Below are 12,584 nucleotides of genomic sequence, written 5' to 3'. Positions count from 1 at the left end.
GGCCGTCAGGCCTCACGCACCAGCAACACCCGCGTCACGCGACGCTCTTCGACCGCCATCACGGTCATGCCCCAGCCTTCATGCTCCAGTCGATCGCCCTTCATCGGCAGGCGATCCAGCAGGCTCATCACCAGCCCGGCGAGGGTCTGGTAATCCTCGGTCGGCTCGGCGCGAAAACCGGTGTGCTCGCGGATGCGGGTCAGGTTCAGCGCACCGTTGACGATGTACCCGCCCTGCTCCTCGACCACGTCCGGTCCGGCGATTTCGCTGGCGTCGGGCAGTTCACCGGCAATCGATTCGAGAATGTCGGTCATGGTCAGCACACCGACAAAATCACCGAATTCATTGACTACAAAGGCAATGTGGGTCGAAGCCGCACGCATTTGTTCCAGTGCGTTGAGGATCGAATAACTGTCCAGCAGATTGACGGTCTTGCGCGCCAGGTGTTCAAGGTTCGGCTCGTTGCCGGCCAGATATTCCTTGAGCAATTCCTTCTTGTGCACGAAGCCCAGTGGCTCATCGACCGCGCCATTACGAATCAGCGGCAAGCGCGAGTAGGATGAATGCATCAACCGTGTACGAATAGCCTCGGCGTCGTCCGCCAGATCAATGTGATCGACATCGGCGCGCACCGTCATCAAGGCGCGGATCGGTCGCTCGGCCAATTGCAGTACGCCGCTGATCATCACCCGCTCGCGACGGTCGAACAGCTCCGCACTCGGCGCTTCACCGTTATCCAGCAAGTCGGAAATTTCCTCGCCGACCTCCTCCACCGCCAGTTTGCGACCACCCAACAGACGCATCACCGCATGGGCCGTGCGCTCGCGCATCGGGCGCAAGCCCTGCATCGAGCGCTTGCGACGAGCGCGGGCGATCTGGTTGAAGATCTCGATCAGGATCGAGAAACCAATGGCCGCGTACAGATAACCTTTCGGAATGTGGAAGCCCAGGCCTTCGGCCGTCAGGGCAAAACCGATCATCATCAGGAAGCCCAGACACAGCATGATCACCGTCGGGTGGGCGTTGACGAAGCGGGTCAGCGGCTTGCTGGCAACGATCATCACACCGATGGACACGACCACCGCGATCATCATCACCGCCAGTTCATCGACCATGCCCACGGCCGTAATCACTGCGTCCAGGGAGAACACCGCGTCGAGCACGACGATCTGCGCCACGATCGGCCAGAACAACGCATAAGCGGTGTTGGTCGAGCGCTCGCCAATGTGACCTTCCAGCCGTTCGTGCAACTCCATGGTCGCCTTGAACAACAGGAACACACCACCGAACAGCATGATCAGGTCACGGCCGGAGAAACTCTTGCCGAACACTTCGAACAAAGGTGCCGTGAGGGTGACCAGCCAGGAAATACTCGCCAGCAGACCAAGACGCATGATCAGCGCCAGGCTCAAACCGATGATGCGTGCGCGGTCGCGCTGATGCGGCGGCAGTTTGTCCGCCAGGATCGCGATGAACACCAGGTTGTCGATACCCAGTACCAGTTCCAGCACGATCAGTGTCAACAAGCCCAGCCATGCCGTGGGATCCGCTAACCATTCCATAATCTGTCTCTATCTCTCGTCGGTGAATTCAGGCTGCCGGACACGGCAAAGTGCGGCGCGAAAGCTCGAAGGCTGCGCCAACAACGATAGTCGGTAGTCGGAAGACTGGATGTTGCGAGTGCGTCAAGACCGCGCGGTGGCGCGAGGGGAACAGGGTTCTTTGAATAGAACTGGGAGGCTCCGAGAGGGTGTTCATGCAAATCCTGAATGAAAAAAGGCCTTGAAGCGTACAGGCTCTGATGACTTTTCCTACAGCTGGAAATCATTTCAAAATCTGTACGCCGCACACGTCTCCGGACTTTTACGGGTAAAGCGTCGACAACACCCGGTCGGCATTGGCACCGCAGCTCATGCCTTCGGGCTTGGATTGAATGTTCTCGATCACCTCCAGCAACCGCGCCTTGCTCTGGGCCAGATGCTGCTGCATGACTTCGATCTGCTCGACCTTGCGCGTCAGGCCTGCCACCAGCTCATCGTGCTTGAATTCACCGGTTCCGGCAGCCGGCAACAACTGTTTGAGTTCTTCCAAGGAAAAGCCGGCCTGCTGGGCACTGCGGATGATGTTCAGGGTCTGCAGCACTTGTGGCGGGTAACGTCGGTAACCATTGCCCTGGCGCTCCACTTTGGGGATCAGACCCTGGGCCTCATAAAAACGAATACTCGAAGCGCTCAACCCGCTCTGCTGCGCCAATTCACCGATTTTCATTTCAGCCTCGATTTGCCCGCTTGACATTAAAGTTAACTTTAAGCTTAGCCTCTCTCCATCACTGATGAGGAGTCAAGCAATGTCGCCCTTCCAGATTTTGAATCTGCCCAACGGTCAGACCGTCGGCAACCGTATCGCCAAAGCCGCCATGGAAGAAAACCTCGCGGACCGTGACCAGGCACCGTCTCGCGAACTGTTCCGCCTGTATCAGGCCTGGGCCGACGGCGGTGCCGGATTGCTGTTGACCGGTAACGTGATGATTGACCGCCGTGCCATGACCGGGCCCGGTGGCGTGGTGCTCGAAGACGAGCGGCATCTGGAGCGTTTCCGCCAATGGGCCGAAATCGCCCGCAGCGGCGGCGCACAGGTCTGGGTACAGCTCAATCACCCCGGTCGTCAGACCTTCGCCAACATGGGTCAGCAAGCGCTGGCGCCGTCGGCGGTGGCACTGGAAATGGGCTCGTTCTCGAAACTGTTCGCCGAGCCCAAGCCGATGACCGAGGACGACATCGAAGAAGTCATTCGGCGTTTCGCCAAAAGTGCCGCGCTTGCCGAAAAAGCCGGATTCACCGGCGTGCAGATTCACGCTGCCCACGGCTATCTGCTCAGTCAGTTTCTCTCGCCGCTGACCAATCGCCGCACCGACCGCTGGGGTGGTTCGCTGGAAAACCGCGCGCGCCTGCTGCTGTCGGTGATCGAGGCCATCCGCCAAGCGGTGTCGCCGCAGTTCTGCGTGGCGGTGAAGCTCAATTCGGCGGACTTCCAGCGCGGCGGATTCGACACCGATGACGCGCGCCAGGTGATCGAATGGCTCAACGAGCAACCGATCGACCTGCTGGAACTGTCCGGCGGCAGCTACGAAGCCCCGGCCATGCAAGGCGAAGCGCGTGACGGGCGCACCCTCGCTCGCGAGGCGTTCTTTCTGGAAATGGCCACGGAACTGGCCAGCGTCGCGCGCATGCCGGTGATGGTCACCGGCGGCATCCGTCGCTTGCCCGTGGTCGAACAAGTGCTGGACAGCGGCATCGCCATGGCCGGCATCGCCACTGCATTGGCCATCGAGCCAAGCCTGGTCAAGCACTGGCGCGAAGGCCGCAACAGTGAGCCGCAACTGCCGCCGATCCGCTGGAAACGCAAACCACTGGCCGCACTGGCGAACATGGCCGTGGTGCGCTTCCAGATGGCCCGCCTGAGCCGTGGCCGCCAGCCCAAGCCCGAGGTGTCGGCACTCTGGGCGCTGATCCGCGACCGGTTGTACCTCAGCCGCCGGACCCGTCAGTACCGTCAGGCGATGGAAGTCTAACGCCCGGCAAACCGCAGGCGAGACAACTGACGCAGGTCGTCCTCGACGTAATAGTCGTTGGTCCAGCTGTCATCCGCCGCCAACGGCTGCACCTGCTTCAACGCCAGTTTTTTCGCGAAGTAGCGAAAACGGTAATGTTCGTAGAACCGCAGCAGTTCCAGGCCATAACGGTCCGCCAGGTCGGTGTCGCCGCGAATGATCAGGTAGTTCTCGTCATTGCCGTTGCTGGCCGAGGAACTGAGGTTGTGGCTGCCGCTGATGAGGGTCGGGCTGTCGCTGGTGAAGTCGGTGACTACCGCTTTGGTGTGCACCAGCAGGTTGCCTTTCTGGCCTTTCATGTTTTCCCGCAGCCAGCCTTCCAGCCCGGTGTTGAGCAACGCGGTGGCGGCGAATTCGGCAGTTCGGTCGGCGTGAAACCCGGTGATGCGGCTGACCGTGTTTTGCAGGCCGTAACGCAGGATGTCGTCGTGGGGCTGGCCGAGCAACGCGTTGAGAATCGCGTCGGGCAAGGCGAATGCGGTAACGAACAGCAGGTCTTTTTTCGCCGCCTCGATGATATCGACGAACTCCCGCAGATCCGCGCCGCCGGTACGCGGTGAGAACCCGGCGAACAAAGGCTGCGCCGGATTCATTGGGTTGTGCTGGGTGATCCAGTCGCGCGTGGCGCCGACGTCCGCCGGCTCGGCCCAGATCTGTTCGAAGGTTTTCAGGTAACTCGCGCTGACCGCCGAATCGTCCAGCACATGCACCACGTTGGCCTGGCGGTACACGCCGTTGGCCGTGAAGTTGGTGCTGCCGCACAGAACCGCTTGCGGCTGGCGCTCGCCGCCTCCGTCGAGGTGGCTCAGGACGATGAACTTGTTATGGAAAATGTTGTGAGTGACCCGCCCGCGCTTGCTGGTCGCGGGCAGTTTCGCAAGGCTTGCTTCGTTGATCGTCGTGTCTTCGTCGTCGGGCCGGGCGTGATACAGCACGCGCACCTGAACACCTCGATCGAACGCCGCGTTCACCGTGTCGATGATGGCTTGCAACTGGTATTCGTAGATCGCGATGTCCAGCGCCCACTGCCCGTCCACCGCACGCTCGATAAAGCCTTGCAGGCGCCCGAGCAGACCGTTCTCCAGCCACTGACGCGCCGCAGCGGGCCAGGCTTCGATGGGCATGTTTTTGTTGGCGCTGATCTGTGCGTCAAGATCGGGAAATTTGCGCTGAAACGCCTGACTGGCGGCCACGGCGCGGTTGAAGATCACGCCCTGATTGGCGGGATGACCGTCATCGGTGCGGATTGTCAGTTCCAGCGCTTCACCGAGTTGCGGCGCATCCGGCGTGCCATACGCCAGGTGCACGCGATAGTGAATCGTCATCCCCGGATTGACCGCGTAATCGGCCCAGCGAAATTTCTGCAACGGTGCCTTGTCGCTCGGCGTGGCGTGAAACTGCGGGAAGGTGTGAACCTTGCCGGGAAAAGTCAGGCTGTTGAACAGGAACAGCCACGGCTTGTCGCCCTGCTGCTTTTCGATGGCAAACCCCAGCAGGCCTTTGCGGCGGGGTTCGGCGAGGTCCATCGCCAGTAGTACGCCGTTGGTGCCGGCGTAGGCCTTGACGCGAAAATCGTCCTGCGGATTGGCGACCAGTACGCGCATGATTCACTCCCTGTGATTTGGCCTCACTGCAGCATAGCTCTCAGACCGACAACAACTCGTCGATATGCCGGTAATCGGCGTTCAGTGCTGTCGCCAATTGTTTCGCGCGGCCCAGCCGGATCGGTCCGCGCTCGATATCGATCAACAGGCCCGGACACGCCAGCGCTGGCAGTTCCGGACAGTCTTTCAAACGACCATCGGTGATCACCAGCAATCGTTGTTGTTCGGCGGGGAAGCGCTTGCGCCGTACCGCCAGCCAATGCCCGGCTTCCGTCAACGCTGCCAACAGAGGCGTACCGCCTCCCGCACCCAATCCATCGAGCCACGCGCGCAACCCGCTGGAGGCTTTCAGCCCTTGCACCTGCCATTTCGGCGCCGCACCACTCGCGGTCAACAAGGCCAGGCGCGCGCGCTGCCGGTAAGCGTCGTCGAACAGTTGCGCGAGTACGCCTTTGGCATCGCTCAAGGCTTGATGGCGACGGGTCGAGGCCGAGGCGTCGACGATCACCAGCCACAGTTCATGGGGCGTGCGGGTGCGCAGTTGAAACAGCAGATCCGCCCGGGTTTTCGGGCGGCCTTTGAGCAAGGTGCCCGGCCAGTTCACCGAGCCACTGCGAGCCGCGTGACGCTTGCCCTGGCGACCGTTATCGAGGCGTCCGGCGCGGGGTCTGGCATTCGCCCCCGCGTCGGATCGGGGGCGAATGCCTAAGGCTTTTTTGGCCAGACGGGCACTTCGCGGCGGGCACCCGTGGCGAGGGTGGGTGCCGGCATTTCGCCCCACTGCCCCTGCCCTTCGCTCGGTTCGGCGTTAGTGCCGGACGGCGATTGCGCCGGTGGCTGTGCAGGGGGTGAAGACTGCTCGCGACGACGATGACGCAGTGCAAACTCAGCCACGGCATCGATGTCTTGCTCGGCAATGGCTTCAGCACCGCGCCACGCTGCATGTGCACGCGCCGCACGCAACCAGACCAGATCGGCGCGCAAACCGTCGACGCCAGCCGCGAAGCAGCGCTCGGTGATCTGCGCCAACGCCACGTCATCCAGCGGAATACCCGGTAAAACCTTGCGGGCGTTCTCGCAGCGCTCGCGCAAAGCTTGCTGCTCAGCCTCCCACTGCGCACAGAACGCCTGCGGATCGCTGTCGAAATCCAGCCGACGACGAATGATCTGACCACGTTCGACCGGCGCCGTGTGACCGCTCAGTGCGACGTTCAAACCAAAGCGATCCAGCAATTGCGGACGCAATTCCCCCTCTTCCGGGTTCATCGTGCCGATCAATACGAACTTCGCCGAATGCCGATGGGAAATGCCGTCGCGCTCGATCAGGTTGGTGCCACTGGCAGCCACATCAAGCAGCAGATCCACCAGATGATCCGGCAACAGATTCACCTCATCGACATACAACACGCCGCCATCAGCCTTGGCCAGCACACCTGGAGAAAACTGTGCACGACCGTTGCTCAACGCCGCGTCCAGATCAAGCGTGCCGACCAGCCGCTCTTCAGTCGCACCCAATGGCAAGGTGACGAACTGACCACTGGCCAACAGATCCGCCAGACCCCGGGCCAGCGTGGACTTGGCCATGCCACGCGGGCCTTCGATCAGCACGCCGCCGATCTTCGGATCGATGGCCGTCAGGTACAGCGCAAGTTTCAGGTCATCGGCGCCGACCACGGCGGAGAGCGGGAAATGCGGGGTGTCGGTCATGTTCAGTCTCAGCTCTCTTCTTCTATGTCCAGCAGCAGGTTTTCCAGGGCCTCTTTGTAGGCGCCCGGCTCCTGCCACATCCCGCGCTGCTGCGCTTCGAGCATGCGTTCGGTCATGTCGCGCAGCGCGTGGGGATTATGCTCGCGCACAAAGTCGCGGGTCGCCGGGTCCAGCAGATACGCATCGGCCAGCAAGGCGTACTGGTGATCGTCGATCAATTGCGTGGTGGCGTCGAAGGCAAACAGGTTATCGACCGTCGCCGCCAGTTCGAACGCGCCTTTATAGCCGTGGCGCTTGACCCCGTCGATCCATTTCGGATTCGCCGCCCGGGAGCGAATGACCCGGTTCAGTTCTTCTTTCAAGGTGCGGATCTTCGGCAGGTCCGGCTGACTGTGATCGCCGTGATAACTGGCAGCCGCTTCACCGCGCAGGCTTTCCACGGCAGCGAGCATGCCGCCCTGGAACTGGTAATAGTCGTTGGAATCGAGCAGGTCATGCTCGCGGTTGTCCTGGTTTTGCAGCACGGCCTGCACCTGGCTCAGGCGCTGGACGAATTGCTCGCGGGCGGCGGTGCCTTCGTCGGAACCACCGTAAGCATAGGCGCCCCAGTTCAGGTAGACCTCGGCCAGATCCTCGCGGGTTTGCCACAGGCGTCCATCGATGGCGCCCTGCACGCCCGCGCCATACGCGCCGGGTTTGGCACCGAAGATCCGCCAGCCAGCCTGACGCCGGGCAGCGTCTTCATCCAGCCCTGACTGTCGCAACGCCTCACGTTCGGCACGCACTTTTGCGACCAGCGGATTGAGATCGTCCGGCTCGTCGAGCTCCGCCACGGCTTGTACGGCGGCGTCGAACAGGCGGATCAGGTTGGCGAACGCGTCGCGGAAGAAACCGGAGACCCGCAGCGTGACATCGACCCGAGGACGGTCGAGCAGGCTCAGCGGCAGAATCTCGAAATCATCGACCCGCTGACTGCCGGTGGCCCACACCGGACGCACGCCCATCAGCGCCATGGCCTGGGCAATGTCATCGCCACCGGTGCGCATGGTCGCGGTGCCCCAGACCGACAGACCCAGCTGGCGCAGATGGTCGCCGTGATCCTGCAGGTGCCGCTCGAGAATCAGGGTTGCCGACTGGAAGCCGATTCGCCATGCAGTGGTGGTCGGCAGATTGCGCACGTCCACCGAATAGAAATTGCGCCCGGTGGGCAGCACGTCGAGGCGGCCGCGACTTGGCGCACCGCTCGGGCCGGCCGGGACGAAACGGCCGCTGAGGGTGTCGAGCAGGCCGTGCATTTCGGCCGGGCCGCAGGCGTCGAGGCGTGGGGCGATCACTTCGCGCAGCGCTTGGATGATCGTCTGCACATCTGTCCAGCCTGAAGCATCCAGTTGCGCCACATCACCCACCAGCGACTGCTCGATCAATTGCGCCGCGAACAGCTCAAGGCGTTCACGGGTATCACCCGCCGTACGCCAGATTTCATCGCTGACCGACAGCAGCTCCATTGGGCGCGGGCCCGCCCAGGGATCAGCCAGTGCGCAATCCAGCGGATCGAATCCCAGCTGAAATGCCTTGGCCAACGCCCGCAACAGGCTCGATTGCGCGCCCTTGCCATCGCCACGAGGAATCCGCAGCAGCGCCAGCAAGGTGTCGATGCGCAGCCGTCCGGTCGGCGACTCACCGAAAATATGCAGGCCATCGCGGATCTGCGATTCCTTCAGATCACACAGATAGGTGTCCAGACGCGGCAGCCAGATCGCCGCATCGGCATCGCTGTCGAGGGCTTCGTCCAGCTGCAATTCACGATCGATTTGCGTATCACGCACCAGTTGCAGAATGTCACGCTGCAATTCCCGGGCGCGGCGCGGATCGAGCAACTGAGCTTCGTAATATTCGTCCGCCAACAGTTCCAGATTGCGCAGCGGACCGTAGGTTTCGGCACGGGTCAGCGGCGGCATCAAGTGGTCAATGATCACCGCCTGAGTGCGACGTTTGGCCTGAGCGCCCTCGCCCGGATCATTGACGATAAATGGATAGATGTTCGGCAGCGGCCCGAGCAATGCGTCGGGCCAGCAGTTCTCCGACAGGCCCACACCTTTTCCGGGCAGCCATTCGAGGTTGCCGTGCTTGCCGACGTGGATCACGCCATGGGCGCCGTAGGTCTGGCGAAGCCAGAAATAGAACGCGAGGTACGCGTGCGGCGGCACCAGATCCGGGTCGTGATACACCGCGCTCGGATCAACCTGATAACCCCGCGCCGGTTGAATCCCGACGAAGGTCAGGCCAAAACGTAGACCAGCGATCATCATCCGCCCGTCACGGCACATCGGATCGTTCTGCGGCGAACCCCAACGCTCCAGCACCGCCGTGCGATTGGCTTCCGGCATTGCGTTGAACATCGCGAGGTAATCGTCCATCGCCAGGCTCTGCTGGCACGGGCGCTGATCGAGGGTATCGAGGTCATTGCTGACGCCGCCGAGCAATTGCTGGATCAACTCGGTGCCGCTGTCCGGCAGTTCGGCCGGCAGCGGATAACCTTCAGCCTGCAACGCTCGCAGGATATTCAGCGCGGCAGCCGGCGTGTCGAGGCCGACGCCGTTGCCGATGCGCCCGTCCCGGGTCGGGTAGTTGGCGAGGATGAGGGCGATGCGCTTTTCAGCGTTCGGCACCCGCGCCAGATCGACCCAGCGGCGCGCCAGTTCAGCCACAAAATCCATGCGCTCGGGCTGAGCGCGATAACACACCACGTCGGACTGACTGCGCTCGCTGCGCCAGGCCAGATCCTTGAAGCTGATCGGCCGGCTGATGATCCGACCGTCGAGCTCCGGCAATGCGATGTGCATCGCCAGATCCCGCGGGCCTAGGCCCTGCTCGCTGTCGCGCCAACCGGGCTCGTTGTCCTGGGCGCAGATCGCCTGGATCACCGGAATATTGCGACGGAATGGCCGTAGATGCGGTGCTTCCGGGCTGGATTGGGCGAAACCGGTGGTATTCAGAATCACCGAGGCCTCGACTTCATCAAGCCAGTCCTCGACCACCGACAGACAGCCGGGTTCTTTCAAACTGGCCACGGCGATCGGCAGCGGATTGAGACCGGCCGTCTGAAGCCGTTGGCAGAACACATCGATGAACGCCGTGTTCGCCGCTTGCAAATGCGAGCGATAAAACAACACCGCCGCCACTGGTTGACCGGGCAGCCAATCGGCTTGCCAGTCACTCAGTGCGGCGGTGTTTTTGTTCGGGTGGTAAATCGCCGTGCGTGGCAACGTTTGTGGCTCGCCCCACACGTAATCGCGCGCCAGCCAGCGATTGGCCAGGCAACGGAAAAAGTCCAGCGCATTGCCCATGCCGCCCTGACGCAAAAACTGCCAGAGCCGGTCGCGATCCTCGGCGCCCACGGTGCTCAGGTCGCTGAGCTCCGGGTCAGGACGGTCATCGCCCGGCACCAGAATCACCTGCACGCCACGTTCGGACAACTCGACCAGCCGCTCGACGCCATAACGCCAATAAGCGATGCCGCCGTGCAGTGAAATCAGAATGACCTTGGCGTGGCGCAGCACTTCATCGACGTACAGGTCGACCGACGCATGGTTCTGCACCTGCATCGGGTTGGCCAGCCGCACGCTCGGGTAATCTTCGGGCAGTTGTTGCGCGGCTTCGGCGAGCAGCGCGAGGCTGGAATCGCCGCTGCATAGAATCACCAGCTCGGCGGGAGTTTGTCCAAGGTCGGCAATGTTGTCATCCGACACGAAACCGCCGGGCTGGGTCCTGAGCAGGTGCATGGCTTAAACGCTGAGCGCGGCGCGCAATTGCGCTTCGAGCTTGGCCGCGTCCAGCGCCTGACCGATCAACACCAGACGCGTCACGCGCGCTTCATCGGCACCCCACTGACGGTCGAAGTGCTTGTCGAAGCGCGTGCCCACGCCCTGGATCAACAGACGCATCGGCTTGTTCGGGATCGCCGCGAAGCCTTTGACCCGCAGGATGCCGTGCTGAACCACCAGTTGCGTCAGTGCGTCGAGCAGCAGGCTTTCGTCGGCTTGCGGCAGTTCGATGGAGATCGAGTCGAAAGCATCGTGATCGTGGTCATCATGATCGTCATCGCCTTCACCGTGATGGTGATCATGATGGCTGTGACGGCTGTCGATGTGTTCTTCGGAACCGGCACCCAGACCAATCAACACGTCCAGCGGCAGACGACCGTTGCTGGCTTCGATGATTTTCACCGCTGGCGGCAATTCTTCGGCGACTTCCAGACGGACGCGCGCGAGGTCTTCAGGGCTGGTCTGGTCGGCCTTGTTGAGGATCACCAGATCGGCGCTGGCCAGTTGGTCGGCGAACAGTTCGTGCAGCGGCGATTCGTGGTCCAGGTTCGGATCGAGTTTGCGCTGGGCATCGACCTGATCCGGGAATGCGGCAAAGGTGCCGGCGGCCACGGCCGGGCTGTCGACCACGGTGATCACCGCGTCGACGGTGCAGGCGCTGCGGATTTCCGGCCACTGGAAGGCTTGCACCAGCGGCTTTGGCAGGGCCAGGCCCGAGGTTTCGATCAGGATGTGGTCGAGGTCGCCGCGACGGGCCACCAGTTCGCGCATCACCGGGAAGAACTCTTCCTGCACCGTGCAGCACAGGCAACCGTTGGCCAGTTCGTAGACGCGGCCGGTGGCTTCTTCTTCGGTGCAGCCGATGGTGCACTGCTTGAGGATTTCACCGTCGATGCCCAGCTCGCCAAACTCGTTGACGATCACCGCGATGCGGCGGCCCTGGGCGTTGTCGAGCATGTGCCGCAGCAAGGTGGTTTTGCCCGAGCCGAGGAAGCCGGTGACGATGGTGACGGGGAGTTTGGCCAGTGTTTTCATCGGATGCCCTTTGGCAAGGTGGCGGGCATACGGGACGAGACCGGCAACGCGGGTGCGTGCCTGGAGAGTTCGCCACCGGATCACCCCGCCCGGTTGAAAGTGAGAATCTGTGACGAGGCAGGTCTCCTGGCTGACGGTGTTCGGGCCTTGGCCCGGTATTCGCTGCGCCTTCCCGCTGGCTCTGGATTGAGTTGGCAGTGGCGTGGCAGCGAACAGCACCGTTCACAGTTGCGGGGGCAGCCGCGGCTTGGACCGCGTTCCCTTCTTAGCTTCGGCGTGGGCCGAAGAACCTCGAAAGCGCAAGGCTACGCATGGGTTGGTGATGGGTCAATGGGAGGTTGGTTTTGTGGGCATATCCGTTGCTGCGGTAACGGCTTCTTATGGTTTCGCTCTTACAGCGAGTCCCTTTTTCAAACGCCAAAAAGGAACCAAAAGGCTTTTGCCCCGGCGTACGGCACTTCGCTTAGGCTCAGTGTTCCCTCGCTACGGTGTCCATCAGGGGGCATCGCCTACGGTTTGCTTCGCTGCACCTCCTCTCGATGTATGCGGCTTCGCCGCACGGCGCTGCGCGCCTACCCCCTGATGAACACCTCCGCTCGGCCTGCCGAAGGGGCTTGAGATCAAAAGCAGATCAAGAGCCAGATCAAGAGCCAGATCAAAAGCCCTCCCTCACCCTAGCCCTCTCCCGGAGGGAGAGGGAACCGACCGAGTTGATTGGGAGAGTTGCGCCGACATGCGATACCGCGTTGAACTCCGGCTTTGAAAAACACACCAATCGGCCCCCTCTCCCTCTGGGAGAGGGTT

General features: G+C 62.2%; 8 protein-coding genes and 1 riboswitch. Of the genes, 1 reads left to right on the top strand and 7 read right to left on the bottom strand.

Going from position 1 to position 12,584, the window contains the following annotated elements; genetic code table 11:
* Positions 1-5 precede the first annotated feature (5 nt).
* Positions 6-1,562, bottom strand: a complete 1,557-nt coding sequence (locus M5G18_RS14260; protein WP_007960262.1) for a TerC family protein — start codon at positions 1,560-1,562, stop codon at positions 6-8.
* A gap of 301 nt (positions 1,563-1,863) precedes the next feature.
* Complete coding sequence (locus M5G18_RS14255) at positions 1,864-2,268, bottom strand: MerR family transcriptional regulator (protein ID WP_085695943.1); 405 nt, start codon at positions 2,266-2,268, stop codon at positions 1,864-1,866.
* 79 nt (positions 2,269-2,347) lie between these two features.
* Between M5G18_RS14255 and M5G18_RS14250 the strand changes: the two genes are divergently transcribed.
* Positions 2,348-3,571, top strand: coding sequence for an NADH:flavin oxidoreductase/NADH oxidase family protein (locus M5G18_RS14250; RefSeq protein WP_273899630.1), 1,224 nt, complete (start codon positions 2,348-2,350; stop codon positions 3,569-3,571).
* Here the strand turns inward: M5G18_RS14250 and M5G18_RS14245 are convergent.
* The 5 genes from M5G18_RS14245 to cobW are packed head-to-tail and all read right to left on the bottom strand — an operon-like array spanning position 3,568 to position 11,780.
* Positions 3,568-5,214, bottom strand: coding sequence for a phospholipase D-like domain-containing protein (locus tag M5G18_RS14245; RefSeq protein ID WP_273899631.1), 1,647 nt, complete (start codon positions 5,212-5,214; stop codon positions 3,568-3,570). The genes M5G18_RS14250 and M5G18_RS14245 overlap by 4 nt on opposite strands.
* 40 nt (positions 5,215-5,254) lie before the next feature.
* A complete protein-coding gene (locus tag M5G18_RS14240) occupies positions 5,255-5,938 on the bottom strand; it encodes a vWA domain-containing protein (RefSeq protein WP_420793318.1) in 684 nt (227 codons plus the stop codon).
* Positions 5,920-6,921, bottom strand: coding sequence for a magnesium chelatase ATPase subunit I (locus M5G18_RS14235; protein WP_273899632.1), 1,002 nt, complete (start codon positions 6,919-6,921; stop codon positions 5,920-5,922). The genes M5G18_RS14240 and M5G18_RS14235 overlap by 19 nt, the downstream gene beginning before the upstream one ends.
* 8 nt (positions 6,922-6,929) lie before the next feature.
* Entirely contained in the window at positions 6,930-10,703 is a 3,774-nt protein-coding gene (cobN, locus tag M5G18_RS14230; RefSeq protein ID WP_273899633.1) for a cobaltochelatase subunit CobN, read from the bottom strand.
* Between the two features lie 3 nt (positions 10,704-10,706).
* On the bottom strand, positions 10,707-11,780 hold the full coding sequence (cobW, locus tag M5G18_RS14225; RefSeq protein WP_273899634.1) for a cobalamin biosynthesis protein CobW: 1,074 nt from the start codon (positions 11,778-11,780) through the stop codon (positions 10,707-10,709).
* 99 nt (positions 11,781-11,879) lie between these two features.
* Positions 11,880-12,089, bottom strand: a riboswitch (cobalamin riboswitch).
* Positions 12,090-12,584 lie beyond the last annotated feature (495 nt).

The sequence above is a fragment of the Pseudomonas aphyarum genome (genome assembly GCF_028657055.1).
GTDB classification, from domain to species: domain Bacteria; phylum Pseudomonadota; class Gammaproteobacteria; order Pseudomonadales; family Pseudomonadaceae; genus Aquipseudomonas; species Aquipseudomonas aphyarum.
This window is presented reverse-complemented; position numbering and strand designations above follow the sequence as displayed.